At 45.1% G+C, this 17,857-nt stretch carries 15 protein-coding genes; 5 read left to right on the forward strand and 10 right to left on the reverse strand.

Annotated elements, in window-relative coordinates:
- Window positions 1-8 precede the first annotated feature (8 nt).
- Genes narI through ACFOJ8_RS10080 form a run of 4 tightly spaced genes read right to left on the reverse strand, consistent with a single transcriptional unit; the run spans window position 9 to window position 6,461 of the window.
- The gene (gene narI / locus ACFOJ8_RS10065) at window positions 9-683 is read right to left on the reverse strand and encodes a respiratory nitrate reductase subunit gamma (protein WP_380656714.1); all 675 of its coding nucleotides are present in this window, start codon (window positions 681-683) and stop codon (window positions 9-11) included.
- A complete protein-coding gene (narJ, locus tag ACFOJ8_RS10070) occupies window positions 676-1,254 on the reverse strand; it encodes a nitrate reductase molybdenum cofactor assembly chaperone (RefSeq protein WP_380656717.1) in 579 nt (192 codons plus the stop codon). Before narJ ends, narI begins: the two co-directional genes overlap by 8 nt.
- On the reverse strand, window positions 1,247-2,800 hold the full coding sequence (gene narH, locus ACFOJ8_RS10075) for a nitrate reductase subunit beta (protein WP_380656720.1): 1,554 nt from the start codon (window positions 2,798-2,800) through the stop codon (window positions 1,247-1,249). Before narH ends, narJ begins: the two co-directional genes overlap by 8 nt.
- The gene (locus ACFOJ8_RS10080) at window positions 2,790-6,461 is read right to left on the reverse strand and encodes a nitrate reductase subunit alpha (RefSeq protein ID WP_380656723.1); all 3,672 of its coding nucleotides are present in this window, start codon (window positions 6,459-6,461) and stop codon (window positions 2,790-2,792) included. Before ACFOJ8_RS10080 ends, narH begins: the two co-directional genes overlap by 11 nt.
- Window positions 6,462-6,680: 219 nt before the next feature.
- Between ACFOJ8_RS10080 and ACFOJ8_RS10085 the strand changes: the two genes are divergently transcribed.
- Together ACFOJ8_RS10085 and pnpS are read left to right on the forward strand one after the other, a co-directional pair.
- Window positions 6,681-7,385, forward strand: a complete 705-nt coding sequence (locus ACFOJ8_RS10085; protein ID WP_380657135.1) for a response regulator transcription factor — start codon at window positions 6,681-6,683, stop codon at window positions 7,383-7,385.
- Window positions 7,382-9,163 carry a two-component system histidine kinase PnpS gene (pnpS, locus tag ACFOJ8_RS10090; RefSeq protein WP_380656725.1) on the forward strand — a complete coding sequence of 594 codons (1,782 nt, stop codon included), beginning with the start codon at window positions 7,382-7,384 and terminating at the stop codon, window positions 9,161-9,163. The genes ACFOJ8_RS10085 and pnpS overlap by 4 nt, the downstream gene beginning before the upstream one ends.
- A gap of 64 nt (window positions 9,164-9,227) precedes the next feature.
- Here the strand turns inward: pnpS and ACFOJ8_RS10095 are convergent, their stop codons facing one another.
- On the reverse strand, window positions 9,228-9,914 hold the full coding sequence (locus ACFOJ8_RS10095) for a DUF542 domain-containing protein (protein WP_380656726.1): 687 nt from the start codon (window positions 9,912-9,914) through the stop codon (window positions 9,228-9,230).
- A gap of 136 nt (window positions 9,915-10,050) precedes the next feature.
- Between ACFOJ8_RS10095 and ACFOJ8_RS10100 the strand changes: the two genes are divergently transcribed.
- Complete coding sequence (locus ACFOJ8_RS10100; RefSeq protein ID WP_380656729.1) at window positions 10,051-11,022, forward strand: hypothetical protein; 972 nt, start codon at window positions 10,051-10,053, stop codon at window positions 11,020-11,022.
- 44 nt (window positions 11,023-11,066) lie between these two features.
- Complete coding sequence (locus tag ACFOJ8_RS10105; RefSeq protein WP_380656732.1) at window positions 11,067-11,630, forward strand: LOG family protein; 564 nt, start codon at window positions 11,067-11,069, stop codon at window positions 11,628-11,630.
- 22 nt (window positions 11,631-11,652) lie between these two features.
- Here the strand turns inward: ACFOJ8_RS10105 and ACFOJ8_RS10110 are convergent, their stop codons facing one another.
- The 5 genes from ACFOJ8_RS10110 to ACFOJ8_RS10130 form a co-directional block, all read right to left on the reverse strand.
- The gene (locus tag ACFOJ8_RS10110; RefSeq protein WP_380656735.1) at window positions 11,653-12,207 is read right to left on the reverse strand and encodes a GNAT family N-acetyltransferase; all 555 of its coding nucleotides are present in this window, start codon (window positions 12,205-12,207) and stop codon (window positions 11,653-11,655) included.
- Between the two features lie 87 nt (window positions 12,208-12,294).
- Window positions 12,295-12,639, reverse strand: a complete 345-nt coding sequence (locus ACFOJ8_RS10115; RefSeq protein WP_380656738.1) for a hypothetical protein — start codon at window positions 12,637-12,639, stop codon at window positions 12,295-12,297.
- A 60-nt stretch (window positions 12,640-12,699) separates the two neighbouring features.
- On the reverse strand, window positions 12,700-12,978 hold the full coding sequence (locus ACFOJ8_RS10120) for a hypothetical protein (RefSeq protein ID WP_380656741.1): 279 nt from the start codon (window positions 12,976-12,978) through the stop codon (window positions 12,700-12,702).
- 153 nt (window positions 12,979-13,131) lie between these two features.
- Window positions 13,132-14,811, reverse strand: a complete 1,680-nt coding sequence (locus ACFOJ8_RS10125) for a glutathione ABC transporter substrate-binding protein (protein WP_380656744.1) — start codon at window positions 14,809-14,811, stop codon at window positions 13,132-13,134.
- A 180-nt stretch (window positions 14,812-14,991) separates the two neighbouring features.
- Window positions 14,992-16,653, reverse strand: a complete 1,662-nt coding sequence (locus ACFOJ8_RS10130; protein ID WP_380656747.1) for a glutathione ABC transporter substrate-binding protein — start codon at window positions 16,651-16,653, stop codon at window positions 14,992-14,994.
- A 294-nt stretch (window positions 16,654-16,947) separates the two neighbouring features.
- Here ACFOJ8_RS10130 and ACFOJ8_RS10135 point away from each other — a divergent pair, with 294 nt between their 5' ends.
- On the forward strand, window positions 16,948-17,856 hold the full coding sequence (locus ACFOJ8_RS10135) for an ABC transporter permease (RefSeq protein ID WP_380656750.1): 909 nt from the start codon (window positions 16,948-16,950) through the stop codon (window positions 17,854-17,856).
- The last annotated feature ends 1 nt before the right edge of the window (window position 17,857 follow it).

The following is a 17,857-nucleotide window of genomic DNA, read 5'->3' on the forward strand; positions in this document are numbered from 1 at the left end:
CCCCTCTGCTACTTATTCTTACGATAGATGATATAGCTTCTGCCAATGTAATTGAACGGCAGACTCCACGCATGTACAAGCCGTGTTGCAGGCCATAAGGCAAAGATCAGAAATCCAGTTATTACATGTATTTTAAAACTCAATGGTACATCTGTCATCAAATTTGCGTCCGGCGAGAAAACGAAGAGGCTTCTCAGCCACACAGAAATAGAGGTCCGATAATCAAAATCCGTCACCACTGCATTGGTAACCAGTGTCGCGTAGACACCCATAAATGTAATGAAGAGCAGCAAGAAATTAACAGTGATGTCGGAAGCAGAACTCAAACGGCGGACTGTCTGTTTGGTGATGCGTCTAAAAGTCAGCATAATCATGCCGATGAGCATGACGACACCGAAAATACCACCAATATATACTGCACCGATATGGTAGAGATGTTCGGTGACTCCAATTGCCGAGAGCCAGTGTGCTGGAATGAATAACCCCACAATGTGACCGAAGAAGACCGGGATGACCGAAAAGTGAAAAAGGATACTGCCGATCATCAGCTGTTTCTTCTCGATGAACTCACTAGATTTTGCCGTCCATCCAAACTGATCGATTCTGTAGCGCCACACGTGGCCGATGACGAATACTGCCACGCAGAGATATGGGAAAATGACCCATAAAAACTGATCAATCATTCTGCACCCCTTCTTTCTCCGGGGCCTCTACACATGCTTTGAATGTCTCCCTCAGTCCTTTTATCAGATTGAAATAAGGGCTTTTGTTTTTCTCAAGTGCTTCGATGACATGGTAGGTCCCGTCTTCAAGAACCATGATGAGGAGCGTCATACTCTCCTTTGCCCGGTCATCCCCGCGCCAGTCGGCAGCATAAAGGAACTCGAGCATCAGTGGCAGATAATCACTCAATTCATTGTCCGGCATCTCCAGACCAAACATTTCATACAGGACTTTGAGCTTGGCAAGCATCTGTCCACGCTCTTTTTGGTCTTCGAACTTAAAATAGGTCATATATAGATTAGTATGTTTATCAAAGTCGAAAGTCTGTGTATACACCTGCTGAATTTCATCCAGGCTGATTTCGTGCATATCCTCCCAGTACTGTTCGATGAACACTTTGGCCGGATGTCCCTCATGGAACACGCCCTCGAATGCCCTCGGATGGAAATCCAACTTTTCTGGATAAGTGAGCTGATTGGCAAAAAATCCGAATGACTGCTTATAGTTATATAGTTTATCAAGATTAATCACGCCAGATTCCTCCGTAGAAATTCTCTTCATAGACTTCTTTCCCGGACTTCACCATCGAAGCCTGTGATAGAGACGGGCCGCATCCATCACAATCCGATCCCCCAAAGCCAAACCCGCTGCTGCCCTGTGCACGATAAGGATCCGTATACTGTTCCCTATGTGAAGTCGGAATGACGAAACGGTCTTCGTATTTGGCAATGGCAAGCAGACGATACATCTTTTTCGTTTCAATGGCAGACATACCGATACGGTCAAGCCTTGACTCGTCGAAATCCTTGCCGCTTGATATGGCACGCATGTACTGTCTCATCATCGCCATTTTTTGAAGCGCGCCCTTTACAGGCGTCACATCTCCTGCAGTCAGCATATTGGCAAGGTACTGCAGTGGGATGCGCATTTCCTCGATTGCCGGGAAGATGGCGTCCGGATTCTTGATCGAATCGCGACCTTCAAAGTAGTTCATGATCGGGCTGAGTGGTGGACAGTACCAGACCATCGGCATGGTGCGGTATTCTGGGTGCAACGGGAAGGCTAGTTTATACTTCACAGCAAGATCGTATACTGGCGAACTCTGCGCGGCTTCAAGCCAGTCAGCTGAGATTCCATCACGTTCCGCCTGTTCAATCACTTCTGGATCATTTGGATCTAGGAATAAGTCAAGCTGGGCTTCATAGAGATCCTGCTCATTTTCGGTAGAAGCCGCTTCAAGCACACGATCTGCATCATAGAGCAATACACCAAGGTAGCGCATTCTGCCAGTACATGTCTCAGAACAGACCGTCGGTAGACCTGCTTCAACGCGCGGGAAACAGAATGTACATTTTTCAGCTTTATTCGTTTTCCAGTTGAAGTACACCTTCTTATAAGGACAGCCAGTCATGCAGTAGCGCCAGCCGCGGCATGCTTCCTGATCGACCAATACAATCCCATCCTCATCCCGCTTGTACATCGCTCCGGATGGACAGCTTGCGACACAACTCGGATTCAAGCAGTGCTCACAAAGTCTTGGGAGGTACATCATGAAAGTCTGCTCGAAGTTAAATTTAATCTCTTCCTCGATTTTTTCAATGTTCGGATCCTTCGGGCCTGTAATGTGTCCACCCGCAAGGTCGTCCTCCCAGTTTGGTCCCCATTCAAGATCCATTTTCTTACCGCTGATGACGGAATGGGCCTTTGCCACAGGACTGTGCTCACTTTCCTTTTTAGTGATCAGATCGTGGTAGTTATATGTCCACGGCTCATAGTACTGCTTCATTTCCGGCATATCCGGGTTATAGAAAATCTTACCGAGCGCAATTTTAGAAAGCTTCGTACCACTCTTTAGTTCCAGGCGACCATTTTTAAGTTTCCAGCCGCCCTTGTAGTGCTCCTGATCTTCCCACCTTTTCGGATATCCGATACCAGGTTTTGTTTCCACATTGTTGAACCACATGTATTCTGCACCGGGCCTATTGGTCCATGTACTCTTACATGTCACACTGCACGTGTGGCAACCGATGCATTTATCGAGATTCATTACCATTGCGATTTGCGCTTTAATCTTCAAGCCAGTCGACCTCCTTCATTTTTCTTACTGCGACATAGACATCCCGCTGGTTACCGATTGGGCCGTAGTAGTTGAAACCGTAGCTCAACTGTCCGTAGCCCCCCACCATCTGTGTCGGTTTGAGATGGATTCTTGTTGGGGCATTGTGGCTGCCTCCGCGAGTATCCGTAATCTCGGAACCCGGCATTTCGATGTGTTTGTCCTGTGCGTGGTACATGAACATCGTGCCTTTAGGCATCCTATGAGAAACAACCGCGCGTGCATTGACGACACCGTTACGGTTGTATACTTCAAGCCAGTCATTGTCGTTGATATCATGCGCTTTTGCATCAAGTTTCGACAACCATACCGTCGGACCCCCTCTAAAGAGCGTCAGCATATGCAGATTGTCCTGGTATGTGGAGTGAATATTCCATTTGCCGTGCGGTGTCAGATACCTGAGCACCAGACTATCGACGCCACCTTTTATCTTCTTATCACGCGTACCGAATACCATCGGCGGTAAAGTCGGCTTATACACCGGCAATGCTTCACCGTACTGGAGGAACATATCGTGATCGATATAGAATGACTGGCGTCCTGTGAGCGTTCTGAACGGCACTTGCTTCTCTATATTTATCGTGAATGGACTATACCTTTTACCAGGTTGATTGTAGCCCTGGAATACGGCGGTCGGAATGACTTCCCTTGGTTGCGATGTAATGTTTTTAAAAGTAATCTTCTCATGTGTACGGTCTGCTGATATGTCCTGAAGTTGCATTCCTGTCTGCTCTTCCAGATTCTCGTAGGACTTCTTTGAGACTTCACCATTTGAGCAGGAGGCAACATGAAGAATGACATCTGCTACATTTCTCGCTGTGCCCATGACAGGCAAACCATTTTTTACGGTGTCGTCAGTGTATACGCCAAGCATCGATTTCAGTTCTTCGTACTGCTTCGATACATTGAATGCAACCCCATGGGCACCGATTTTATTTTTAAACAGTGGGCCGGCTGTGATGAACTTGTCGAAGATCGCAGTAAAGTCGCGCTCGACCACTTTCATTGCCGGCATGGTGCGTCCCGGAACTGCCTCAATTTCTCCTTTAGACCAGTCCTTCACCTGACCGAGCGGCTGGGAGATTTCCTGCTTTGTATCGTGTGCCAATGGAGAAGCCACAAGGTCCTTGTGTGTACCAGGCAAGTGCATTTCTGCCATGCCACTGAACCGCTTCGCTAGATCTTTAAATATATTCCAGTCCGATTTCGACTCCCACAGCGGATTGACCGCCGGATTGAATGGATGGATGAATGGGTGCATATCAGTACTTGAGATATCGTGCTTTTCATACCATGTTGCTGTTGGCAGAATGATATCCGCATAAATTGGGGTTGCCGTCATCCTGAAATCTATCGCGACCATCAGATCAAGTTTGCCTTCGACATCTTCACGCCATTCGATTTCTTCCGGTACAAATGTGTCGTTTGGTGATGCCAGAAGACCACTTTTCGCACCGAGTAAATGCTTCATAAAATACTCTTGGCCTTTGGCGGAGGAAGAAATCAGATTGGAGCGCCAGACAAAGAGTGTCTTCGGATGATTTTCTTTGGCACCTGGATCTTCAATCGCAAACTTCGTCTCTTTGTCTTTTAGCTGTTTAACTGCGAGATCAACGATGGCGGCATCGGAATCGTCGCCCTTTGCTGCGGCTTCCTTGGCAAAATCGAGACTGCTCTTGTTGAACTGTGGATAACTCGGTAGCCACCCCAGACGTGCAGCAAGTACGTTATAATCGGCAGGGTGTTTGTAATCAATCTTTTCTGCCGTCGGTGATTGCAGTGTATCCGCCCCTGCCTCTTCATACCGCCATTGCTCTGTGGCAAAGTAGAACCAGCTTGTTGCGTTCTGCTGACGCGGTGGTGCTTGCCAGTCTTTGGCGAATGCCACGTGACCCCAACCTTCGTATGGCCGTACTTTCTCTTGACCCACATAATGTGCCCAGCCACCACCATTCTTGCCTTGACAGCCACACAACATAACAAGGTTGAGTATGGCTCTATATATAGTGTCGGAATTAAACCAGTGGTTGATCCCAGCGCCCATGATGATCATGGAGCGTCCATTTGTATCTACTGCATTCTGCGCAAATTCGCGGGCGATTTGGACAACCAGCGACTGTTTGACACCTGTAATTGTCTCTTGCCACGCCGGTGTATAGATGCAGGATACATCATCGTAGCCAGAGGCTTCATTTTCAGTGCCGTAGCGGTTGACGCCGTACTGGCTCAGCATAAGGTCGTGGATAGTGGCGACAAATTTTTCCGTACCATCGGCAAGCCTTACTTTTCTGGCAGCGATTGGTCGTCTGAATATACTGTTGCCGGCATTGTCAAAGTAAGGAAATGCAATTTCAACAATTTCCGACGCCTCTCCCTCGACGGTCAGGGCAGGATCGATTGCGGACCCATCCTCTCGTTCCAGTGTCAGGTTCCACTTCTTCCCCTCTTCCCAGCGTTGTCCCATGGTACCGTTTGGCGCGAGAATCTCGTCAGTATTAGCATCCAAAATGACGGGTTTCCATTCAGCATGCTCGGACTCTAGTCCAATATCGCTCTCTCTTAGGAAACGACCAGCTTTTAGCGTATCGTCAAATGTATCCAGCATAATGAGAAATGGCATATCCGTGAACCGCTTCGCATAATCGATAAACATCGGTTCCTGCCTCTGATGATAGAATTCATCTAAGATGACATGAGTCATTCCCTGCGCCAGCGCAGCATCTGTTCCCGGATTCGGTGCCAGCCAGTTATCAGCAAATTTCACATTCTCGGCATAATCCGGAGCGACCGAAACAATCTTTGTCCCTTTGTACCTGACTTCTGTCATGAAATGCGCATCTGGTGTTCGTGTCAATGGCACATTCGAGCCCCACATCATCAAATAGTTGGCATTATACCAGTCTGCCGATTCCGGTACATCCGTCTGCTCCCCCCATATTTGCGGCGAAGCGTTGGGGAGATCGGCATACCAGTCGTAGAAGCTGAGCATCTCGCCACCGAGCAGAGAGATAAATCTTGACCCTGCTGCATAGCTAATCATGCTCATGGCAGGAATCGGGGTAAAGCCTGCAATGCGATCCGGGCCATATTTTTTAATTGTATAGATAAGCTGAGCGGCAATCAGTTGGGTGGCATCTTTCCATGTCACACGTACATGGCCACCCATGCCACGGGCTTTTTTATATGAGGCGGCCTTCTCTTCGTCCTCGACAATGCTTGCCCATGCTTTAATCGGATCACCCTCTTCTTCCAAGGCCGCACGCCACAGACGCCACAATTTTCCTCGCATATATGGAAATTTGATACGCATCGGACTGTATTCATACCATGAAAACGAAGCACCGCGCGGGCACCCCCTTGGTTCATATTCAGGCATGTCCGGGCCGCAGGATGGGTAGTCGGTTTGCTGGTTCTCCCAGGTGATGATGCCGTTTTTGACAAATACTTTCCATGAGCAGGAACCTGTGCAGTTAACACCATGAGTTGTTCTGACAACCTTATCATGGCTCCAACGCTGTCGGTACATCTTCTCCCATTCCCTGCTTTTCTCTTCCATTATTGACCAGTTGCCGTTGAATTTTTCTGTCGATTTGAAAAATTTCAGGCCGAACAATTTTTCCATCTGTGCCACTCCTATCAGATTATCTGCTGTATCTTTGAGATACATCCATTATCTGCCTGACACCGATGGAAAGATATTAGGGAAATTCCTACTTTTATCACATACTTCCGAAAGTTTGTGACAAGTATGTAAAGTTTATAAATTTTCCGTTTGTGTATGGTAAAATGTAACGGCTAACATATACTCGATTGACTGAGTGATAAATGAAAGGGAGTTATTATTTTGTATAAAATCCTCGTTGTTGATGACGAACCCTCTATTGTGACACTTATAAAATTCAACCTTGAAAATGCAGGTTACGAAGTGATGACAGCGGCGGATGGACGACAGGGGCTGGATATTGCTCTGACCGAAAAGCCAGACCTGATTGTCTTGGACTTAATGCTACCCGGCATGGATGGCATGGATGTCTGTAAAAAGCTGAGGCAGGAGAAGATGGATACACCGATACTGATGTTGACGGCTAAAGACGAAGAATTCGATAAGATTCTTGGCCTCGAACTCGGTGCAGATGATTATATGACAAAACCTTTTAGTCCAAGAGAAGTTGTCGCACGTGTCAAGGCGATACTGAGAAGGACACAGGTAACGAAACCGGATGGAGTGGAAGACTCTACCGTCATGCACCTTGGCGAGCTTGAGATTCGCACAGATACTTACGATGTCTATGCAAGAGGTAAACAGCTTGTGCTTACACCAAAGGAATATGAGCTTCTTCTGTACCTTGCCAATCATAAGAATAAGGTACTCAGTCGGGACCAATTACTGAATGGGGTATGGGATTTCCACTATGACGGAGATACAAGAATCGTCGATGTACATATCAGTCACCTCCGTGAGAAGATTGAAGCAGACACAAAGCGACCGACGTATATTAGAACCATACGCGGATTCGGCTACAAACTTGAGGTCCCCGCTGAATGAAACGGCTGTGGTCCAGGATAGCCCTCTCCTTTTTCATCCTGATCCTGACACTCGTCATCGTACTATGGTTTTTCTTGACTGCGATCATCAAAGACGCCTATACGGAGATGACCCGCGATCATCTGGTCGAAAATGGCCAGATGGTTTCGCAATTGATCGCGACCTCCAACAACTTTAACGACCCAGAAGCACTACAAGGACTAATCCAGCAATTCAACCAGCCGATTGAAATGCGGTATACAGTTGTAGACGAAGAAGGTGTCGTACTTGCAGACTCAGAAAACGACCCCTCAACGATGAATAACCATATCAATAGGCCCGAAATCCAAGCGGTCATCCGCAATGGCAGTGCACTGGGCGAATCCGTACGTTACAGTACAACCGAGCAAATCAATATGATGTACGTTGCACTGCCGATCATCGAACAAAACGAGACAGTGGGTGCCATCAGAACCTCATTGTCACTTAGTGTGGTTGATGAGGCTCTGTCCAGACTTTGGGTCAGCCTGTCGATTGTGCTTGGAATAATGTTCCTCATCTCCGGAGTAGCAAGCGCAATGCTTGCAAGAAGCATCATGAGACCCATCGATAATATTATGGATGCGACGTACCGTTTGCGGGAGAAGGATTACAGCAGCAGGGTAAATGCTCCTTCCAAAGGAGAGTTCGGCGATCTTTCTCTCTCCATCAATTCACTAGCTGCAAGTCTACAAAAGCAGATGAAGGAAATCGAGGAGAATGAGCAGCAGTTAACCAGTATCATCTCGAATATGGTCAGTGGTGTTATGCTGATTAACGAGGAGGGCAGGGTCGTCTTATTAAACTCCGCAATGGAACGATTCCTTTCGCAGCACAAAGACAATATCGTCGGACAGGCCTATGAAAAGGCCGGTGAACGCTTTGCACTCAGCCCACACATAAAATCAGTTCTGGAAAATGGTCTTAAGGTACATGAAGAAGTCCATTCGTATTTCCCTGAAGAGCGCGTGATGGATGCCCATCTAGCCCCCTACTATGGACAAGGTTGGCAACAGAAAGGTGTCATTGTGGTCCTGCACGATATTACGAATATTAAGAGGCTTGAGAAGATGCGTAGCGATTTTGTGGCCAATGTATCGCACGAATTGAAAACACCCGTAACTTCTGTCAGTGGCTTTTCTGAAACACTGCTCAGTGGTGAAGTGACAGATGAAGCAACAAAGAAGCAGTTCTTGCAAATAATATACGATGAAAGCCAGAGGCTTAACAGGTTGATTAGCGATTTGCTGCACCTTTCGAAGATTGAGAAAAAAGAGATGCCACTTGATCTTGAAGTCGTCGATATGACTGGTCTCGTCCATGAAGTGGCCAAGACGCTACGGAACGCAGTAGAAAATAAGAAGACACATTTGACCCTACCTGAAGTATCCAAGAAAATTTATCTTCAAGGAGATCAGGATCGTATTAGACAAATCATTCTCAATCTACTTGGCAATGCCGTCAATTACACGGCTGAAGGAGGTCACGTTGATATTTCCCTTAAGGAAAACATCAATACAGTCCGCTTGGTTGTAAAAGACGACGGCATCGGCATACCGGAGGAAAGTCTACCAAGAATTTTCGAGAGGTTCTATCGCGTTGATAAAGCGAGGGCGCGTCATTCCGGCGGAACAGGCCTCGGGCTCGCCATAGTGAAGCACCTGATAGAATCGCATCACGGTGAAATAGAAATAGAGAGCAGAGAAGGTGAAGGCACAAAAATCACTGTTACGTTCCCGAAAGACCAAAATGCGGATTAATTCTTTTAAAACGGCGGGGCTGGCTCCATTTATGGAGCCAGCCCCGCCGTTTTATTCGGGATTCTCAGTTGTAGTGCCTCTCCCGCATCCTTTTAAATAAAATATTGTTTTCGAGATGAACGTGATCCAAAGTATCCTTCTCTAGTTTCTCCAGTCTTCTATACACGAGCCTGATTGTACCGGAAGCCTCGTCCGAAGGTGTATAGTCGTTGGTCATATCGCGCAGTCTCCAGAAAGCTTCTGCGGCGTTCCGGTGCTCGTCTTCAAGTTCTGTGATGTGGGGTTTGAGTGCTTCTTTTTTATTCTCGGACGGATCCTCCAAAAAGGAACCGAGCATCGGGAAGATATTTTCGTCCTCATCACGGGTATGATCCAGCAGTGCAGTCTTAAGATTAAGGAATATATCCTCGACCATTTCGAGTTCACCATCCTCTTTGACCATTTTCTCAGTATAGGATTCTAGAATTGGCAATTCATCTTTTAGGTCTTCATGATATTTCCTTTGGATGTAACTTATTATGCTCTGTTCATCCATATATTTAATATCGATGCCGTCTTGGTTTTCAGTTCCCATACCGTTAATTTCATAGAGTAGATTATCCAGTGATAGCTGATGAACCTGCGCAACTTCATCGAGGGTTCTATTACCATCGTTGGCAAAATCTATCCTCTGTTTCCTGAAAATGTCCCCGGATTTCGGAATTTCTGTTACGATATTACTAAGTGTCATCTGTCCTGTAATTGTCTTCACCCTACATTCCTCCTCATTATTACTTCAATCATACCTTTATCACCGGGTATTCAAACGAATTTACCTACAGTTTAGTGAAAGTGTAGTGAGGGTATATTATAATCATCCTATAACGAAGATGCCGGAGGTTAAATGAATGAATGATAAAGTGAAAAAGGCCGTAACGCTGCTACCTGTAGTACTCGTTCCCCTTTTCAACGAAAGAAACCGCATCAAGAAGCACCCTGATGTACAAAAACTCAGTAAAACATCGAACACCATTTACCATTCAGCAAAAGATAAAAGTACCAGTGCTGCGCAAACGGTAAAAAGTGCAAGTACATCCACATACCAAACGGGTAGAAATGCCGTCTCTAAAGTAGGAGATGCTGTCGCCGATAGACGTACACAGCATGCTTACAAGAAAGAGCATAAGCAGTATCAAAAAAACCTCCAACAAGAAGAAGCATTACTTAAGCAGTTTGAGAAAGAAAAGGAAAAGCATAGAAAACAGCGTTTAAAAGAGCAGGATCAGTCTGCAATACCTGTACCTAAAATCATGCAGTCAGATGCTGGGAAGAATGATAATGAAGATAAGTCACATGCAATGACAATAGATGATGCATATAAAGCAAGCGAAGTTAAGTCACCTGAAACAAAGGCCGAGATGAAATCGAATCCTGACAATCACGGTTTTGCCACAGAGTATAAAACCGACCAGTCAAGTAATCGTGCGAGTTTGACAGAAGAAGACGAAGCACGTCTGGAAATCGATGCTGTTGAACCGGAGCAAACAAACAATAATAACGAACAGGAGAGATTTGACCATATGGATCAAAACATGAACTACTGGATTGACAATAAAGTAAAAGGGCATGAGACGGATAGTTATGAGAACGGAAAACTATTCACGAAGCATAAGAATAGATTGGATCCGAAACATGCAGTGACGGCAAAGAAGAAAACAGAAAAGGAAGACTCTCTTTTTAACAGACATCGTGATCTACACGAAACAAAAATGACTGAAAAGGGGCGCAAGACGGGTGAGTCTAGCGCAATAACGAAGTCTAAAAGACAGAAAAAACTGGAAAAGAAAATCGAAAAGCATAAGCAAAAGCAGTATAATTAATCAATTCACTATAACAGCCTTTAACAGAGGGAGGTATTACAAGAGTGAAGATTCGAAATGCTACCATTTTCTGCGGTTCCCGAAATGGCGATGACCCTGTCTACCAAGATCAGGCCTACGCACTTGGTGCATTACTTGCCGAAAAAAACATAGGCGTTGTGTTTGGAGGTGGTGCTGTCGGGCTTATGGGGACTGTAGCTGATGGCGCGCTCTCGAATGGAGGCAGTGTAACCGGTGTTATACCAAGGTTCTTGGTTGATAAGGAAATGGCCCATCCCGATGTTCAGCATATGGAGATCGTAGAAACGATGCATGAAAGAAAGGCAAGAATGGTAGCATTGGGCGACGTGATTATTACATTGCCTGGCGGGGTTGGCACCCTGGAAGAATTCTTCGAAGCTTTCACTTGGGGCCAGATTGGTCTAATAGAAAAACCCATCGGTCTGCTCGATGTCGACCATTTCTTCGATTCACTCTCACAACTTTTTAAGAAACTAATTACTGAAGGATTCCTTGAAGAGGAACATATGTCGCAACTTTTCATCAGTAGTGATCCCAGTGATATCCTAAGAAGTTTGGAAGCATTCGAGCCTACCGGATTTAAATAATAAGACACAAAAAACGGCGTCCCTAGGGACGCCGTTTTTTTATTTCGAGCTTATAGACAATGTGTGGTTTTAGCGAATGGCCGTCAGCAATCAGGGGATGATTGAATGTTTCCAAATGAGACATGCCTATTTTCTCCATGACATGGATAGATGGAAAATTCTTCTTAGCTGCAAGGGCATATACTTCTTTGATGTCGGTATGCCGTTCTACAAACTTAAGCACACCTACTGCTGCCTCTGTAGCAAAACCCTGGTTCCAATGCTTTTTCATCAACCGCCAGCCAATCTCGATGCAAGGTAGGAAATCCAGCCTGAAAGGGCCATCCTCTTCCAGTACTTGTATACCTGTAAAACCGATGAACTCTCCTGTGTCTCTTCTCTCTACAGCAAAAAGTCCAAACCCTCTGTCTTCGATATCTTTTTGTGCATCAATCACAAACTGCCGAGAAGCTTCCCTAGACAGATGGTTTGGGAAGTAGCGCCGCACGTCTGGGTCTTGGTTCATCCTTATGAAATGAGCGATGTCGCTCTGTTGCCAATCACGTAGTATTAAACGCTTGGTTTTGATGTATTTCATGCTCATTTTCAACCACTCTCTCAATTGTTAATGTTCTTAATCCGTAAACATCAGATGAAATTGAAAGAGACAGGAATGCACGTATTTCTACCGCTCTTCCACCTTATCGCTTTCATTATCCATCGGTGCATCCATTCTCTTATAAGTAAGGAGCTGGACCTCAACTTCTTTATCGCTGAAATCGTAGTCTTCTAAGTCCTCTTTCTTTTCGGTAGTAAATACCACATCTACAAAGTCATGTGATTTCTTGAAGTCATACCTCGCGTTGAATGTCTCGAACTCCTGATCCAGATTTGGCTTCTTGGCTACGAAGCGGGATGTGTCTCCTTCGAAATGCTCCACTGCCATTCCAGTAATTTCTTCTATTTCGTAACCCAATGCTTCAAGTGTCATTTTTTTACCTTCGATGATATTGAACTTATCCTCGTGCATTAAATCTCCTCGCTCTCAAATGTTTACTTCATGTATTCCCTTTTGAGGCGTATTTAATCTTTACCCAGCAGACGAGTCTTCCTGACTTTCATCCTCTTCCTGCTCTTCTTCATTTTCCTGTGCTGGTCCCGACTCTTCTTCTCTCAATGATTCGAGCTCAGCCTCCTTAGCATCTATATTCTCTTCCAACTGCTTGTTTTCTTCTTTAACATTCTGAATTCTATTCTCTAGAGATCTATTCTCTTGACTGATTGCTTCAAGATCTTTCGCCGCCTGGCTTTCGTCCGACCCGCATCCGGCGAGTAGCACTACCATTGCGATGACAGTTAGACGTTTCATTCGATCACCCTTTTTCTATTCTGTTGTAGATTATACCACCTAAAGTTGATGATGAAAATTTAAACAATGGTAGAGAAGATGTATTCATTAAAAAAGAGTACCGCAGACACTTACAGTGTCTGCGGTACTCTTTGATTATTTTGTACTACACTATTATTCGTTGATGTTTACATTTCTAAGATCATAGATATTGTATCGATCGATTCCGATATTCTCTACATTGTTACTGTATGCATTAAGGTTTTCAGAGTGTCTGACGAAGATGGCAGGCGCTTCATCAACGAGAAGTTGTTGTGCTTCTTGATAGATTTCTTCCCTAACCGAATCATCGGACTCTCGTTTCCCTTCATCAAGCAGTGCATCCAGCTCATCATTTTCAAAGAAGGAGCGGTTACCTTCTGCTCCTACCATGTCTGAGTGGAACAGCGGAGAGATACCATTGTCAGGGTCACCGGTAGTATTCGACCACCCAAGAATGAACATATCGTGTTCGCCGTTCCCTGTCATCTCGAGGTATGCGCCCCACTCGACCTGTTGAATATTTACATTGATATTGAGCTCTGCCAAGGATTCCTGCAGCCAGATAGCCATATCCCTACGCTCAGGGTTATCTTCGTTTACCATAAGATTGACATCGAATCCATCTTCATAACCTGCTTCAGCCAACAATTCACGCGCTTGGTCCATGTCGTATTCAGGACCTTCAAGACTATCACTGCTTCCTAAAATACCGGGTGCGAGTGGACCTGCTGCTGGCGTACCAGAATCATTGTAGACACCAGACAATACAGCTTCCTTGTCAAATGCATGCGTAATCGCAGTTCTCACCTGGGGATCATCGAACGGTTCCTTTTGAGTATTGAAACCGATATAGTCGATGGATACAGAGTCTGTACGTTCCAGTGTGACATCGTCATTGTTTTCCATACGCTCAATATTATTGGATTCTACTTGGGCAATAAAATCAGATGAACCTGTTTCTAGCTCAGCAATTCTAGAGCCTGTTTCAGAAACTACTTTGAAGGTCGCAGAATCGATTGTCGGCGCACCATCCCAGTAATCTTCGAAAGCAACAAGCTCTGTACTTTCACCTGGATTTCTATTCTCGAACTGCAGGTATCCAGAACCAGTCGGATTCTGTTCTACAACACTACCGATATACTGGCTGATTGAATCAGCAGCATCCTCGTATTCGCTGTCACCTGCTTCGCGTGCTTCGTAGTACTCGTCAGCAGTCATGTCGAGCCCAGCCTCATCGATTGCGTTCTGATAGTCCTCGTCAATAAGATCACCGCTCATCATTTTCCCTGCGCCATGAGTCAGGTGGTTGATAAGTGGTGCGAATGGATATTCCGTGACGATTTCGACTTGATAGTCATCGACTACGTTCACTTCCTCAATCATCTCTAGCACAAAAGCACGCTCAGAAGCAGCTGCGGGTTCCAAGAGACGATCCAGATTCTTCTTGACCACGTCAGCATTGAACTCACTACCATCATGGAAAGTGACGCCTTCCCTCAAGGTGAATAGCCATGTGGTGTCATCAGTCTGTTCCCACTCCGTCGCAAGCAGTGGTGCCACTTCGAGGTTCTCATCTTGTACAACAAGCCCTTCGTACATCGTATCCCTCACCTGTTCAGACGGCACGTCATTACTGCCATGTGGATCCATGGACACTGCGTCACTCGGGAAAGCAAGGACCATATCCCCGCCGCCACCAGACGTTTCTTCACCCTCAGCATCTGAGTCCGGCTCGACACTACTATCATCAGTACACGCTGCTAATACCAGTACGAAAATACTGATCAGCAGGAATTTCAAGTAATTCTTCATCTATTATTCCCCCTATGGTCATCTTCTCCCATCATCCAGTTCCTATGTATACTTGGGATACTACAATCTTATAACAGCAAGAGTATTCTTTCAATAAGGAATATTCAGAAATATAAAGGGGGAAAGAAACAGTCAATATACAATTAAGGGCATATTGACTGCTCCCACATCCAAAGCTTCCTAATTTCGCAACGTAACATTTCTAAAGTCCGGCTTATTGTAGCGGTCGATTGTGAGTCCTTCAACTTCATCACGATAAGCATTTGTACTCTCAGCCTGCCTCATGAATATCGATGGCGCTTCTTCTATCAGCATTCTTTGCGCTTCTTGATAAATCTGTTCGCGTGCCTCTATATCGCTCTCCTGTCTGCCAGCTTCAAGCAGCCCATCTAGTTCGTCATTTTCAAAGAAGAAGCGATTGCCCTGACTGCCGATCATTGAAGAATGGTACAGCGGCCATAGCCCCTGGTCCGGGTCTCCTGTGGTATTTGGTAATCCTAGCAGGAATATGTCGTGATCACCTGTGCTAGCTCTCTCAAGGTATGCTCCCCATTCGATTTGCTCTACTGTCGCCTCTATATTTAAAGTTGCGAGCGCTTCTTGAAGATATATTGCTACGTCAATCCTCTCTGGTGCATCATTCGTAATAATGGAAACCTCGAAGCCATCTTCATAACCTGCTTCCTCCATGAGCGCTTTGGCACGATCTACATCGTATTCCAATACTTCGATAGTGTCATCATACCCCAGCACTTCAGGTTGCAGTGGCCCATTAAGTGCTCTACCTGTTCCGTTGTAAATACCTTCAAGAACCTCTTCTTTGTCGAATATGTGAGTAATGGCCTGCCTCACTCTTTTATCATCTAGAGGTTCCTTACTCGTGTTGAAACCGACATATTCCATGGAGATAGAATGGAAAGTAAACATATGTGTTTCTGGATTATCTTCTATTCTCTCAATGCTACTTGAATCGAACCCGCTAATCATATGTGAAGTACCTGTTTCAAGTTCAGCGAGCTGGGAGCCTGATTCTGCTACAACTTTGTACGTAACTGTATCTAGTTTCGCTGGTGTCCCCCAGTAGTCATCGAATCTAGATAGAGTCGTCGACTCCCCGGGGTTACGTGTTTCTAGCTGAAGATAACCCGTACCGATTGGTTTTTGTTCCACTATTGTATGTAGGTATTCAGAAATATCATCACTGATTTCGTTATATCTTTCTATATCTGTCTCCCTTAGACTATAGAAATCCTCGACTGTAATATCAATATCCGCTTCCTCAAGTGCATTACTGTAATCTTCATCGATGACCCGCTTACTTATCATACCGCCACCATCATTTGTAAGATGGTTAAGGAGGGGAGCAAATGGATATTCAGTTGTAATCTCGACTTGATACTCATCTAAAATCTCAACAGACTCTATCATTTCAAACAGGTTCACGCGAGGAGAAGCAATACCCGGGTCCACTATCCTGTCAAAGTTGGCTTTGACGACTTCCGCATTAAATGGACTACCGTCGTGGAAAGAAACATCTTCTCTCAAGGTAAATAACCAAGTTTCATCATCCACCTGCTCCCACTCCTCTGCTAGCAACGGTTCAATTTCCAGTTCTGCATTCTGGGTGACCAGCCCTTCATAAATCGTGTTGCGCACTTTATCTGAAGGTAAGTCACTACTACCATGGGGATCTAGAGATACAAGATCACTGTTCGTAGAAAGTATAAAATCCCCACCGCTCTGACTCTGTGATTCAGTTTCTGATCCAACATCGCCATCATCCGTGCACCCTGCGAGTACTAAAAAGCAAAAAAACGAAAATACGATGGTTACCTTTTTCATCGATACACTCCTTTTTATTTTCCTACTAAATAACTATGCATTATTCATGATTTCATGTTATATTAACAATTTCAATAGTGCAATGCCTCGAACCGAAATAATTTGATTTATCTGGAAACATCAGTCTCCCACTTTTTTCTGGAAGGTGATCGTGTAAACCTCTCCTAAACAAAGAAGGTAGACAATTTCTATGTCCTTATAAACATTGATATATTGGATCGAGATATGTATCATTATGAATAACCAATAAAAGAATTTTCTCAAAATTCCATTAAGATTTCAGGAGGTCAGAGCATGGCAGTTGCTTCTAAAGAAAGAATTCGTGATACCAGACCGGTAAACCCCCGGATTAAAAGCCTAAAAGATACGTTTAGGCGCCTCAAAAAAAATAAATCCGCACTTGTTGGTTTTTATGTACTTTTATTCTTCTTCGTGGTATCCATATTTGGCGCACTTGATGCCAACTACGGTTTAACAGGTATAAGTTCAAATGCTACAAGTCTTTCAGAAAAACTGGAAAGCCCATCAGCCGCCCACTGGTTCGGCACGGATCACCTGGGTAGAGATATTTTCATAAGAATATTACATGGTATGTACATAACATTGGGAGTAGGATTTGCAGCTACGTTCTTAGCAGGCCTTGTTGGGGTACCACTTGGTATTCTTGCCGGTTACTACGGCGGATGGTTTGACACTATCGTCATGAGAATCATGGACGTCCTGCTAGCCTTCCCAGGAATTTTGCTTGCGCTTGCGATCGTAAGTGTTCTTGGAGGCAGTACAATCAATGTAACAATTGCCATCGCAATCGGCGCTATTCCACAATTTGCCCGCATTGTCAGAGGGTCGACATTGACAACTAAAAAACTGGAATATGTCGATGCCATTCGGGCACTCGGTGCACGTGATGGGAAAATCATCTTCCAACACATACTCCCGAACATCATGTCACCAATTATCGTCAACACTACACTCTTCATCGCAACAGCGATACTTACTGCTGCTGGACTTTCATTCCTCGGACTTGGAGTACAGCCGCCGACACCTGAATGGGGTGCTATGCTGAATGACGGGAGAAACTATATGTATCAGGCAGGACATATCACACTTTTCCCTGGCATGATGATCGTCATCGTGGTACTTGCATTTAATTTATTCGGAGACGGATTGAGAGATGCACTCGATCCGAAAATGAGAAAATAGG

This window comes from Salinicoccus sesuvii (genome assembly GCF_042648145.1).
GTDB lineage: Bacteria > Bacillota > Bacilli > Staphylococcales > Salinicoccaceae > Salinicoccus > Salinicoccus sesuvii.

Bases quoted from the DNA above. Each gene is read 5' to 3' on its own strand.
- pnpS (WP_380656725.1), top strand. From the start codon at position 7,382: ATGAAACGGCTGTGGTCCAGGATAGCCCTCTCCTTTTTCATCCTGATC.
- ACFOJ8_RS10100 (WP_380656729.1), top strand. From the start codon at position 10,051: ATGAATGATAAAGTGAAAAAGGCCGTAACGCTGCTACCTGTAGTACTC.
- narI (WP_380656714.1), bottom strand. From the start codon at position 683: ATGATTGATCAGTTTTTATGGGTCATTTTCCCATATCTCTGCGTGGCA.
- ACFOJ8_RS10135 (WP_380656750.1), top strand. From the start codon at position 16,948: ATGGCAGTTGCTTCTAAAGAAAGAATTCGTGATACCAGACCGGTAAAC.
- ACFOJ8_RS10120 (WP_380656741.1), bottom strand. From the start codon at position 12,978: ATGAAACGTCTAACTGTCATCGCAATGGTAGTGCTACTCGCCGGATGC.
- ACFOJ8_RS10080 (WP_380656723.1), bottom strand. From the start codon at position 6,461: ATGGAAAAATTGTTCGGCCTGAAATTTTTCAAATCGACAGAAAAATTC.
- ACFOJ8_RS10125 (WP_380656744.1), bottom strand. From the start codon at position 14,811: ATGAAGAATTACTTGAAATTCCTGCTGATCAGTATTTTCGTACTGGTA.
- ACFOJ8_RS10110 (WP_380656735.1), bottom strand. From the start codon at position 12,207: ATGAAATACATCAAAACCAAGCGTTTAATACTACGTGATTGGCAACAG.
- ACFOJ8_RS10130 (WP_380656747.1), bottom strand. From the start codon at position 16,653: ATGAAAAAGGTAACCATCGTATTTTCGTTTTTTTGCTTTTTAGTACTC.
- ACFOJ8_RS10115 (WP_380656738.1), bottom strand. From the start codon at position 12,639: ATGCACGAGGATAAGTTCAATATCATCGAAGGTAAAAAAATGACACTT.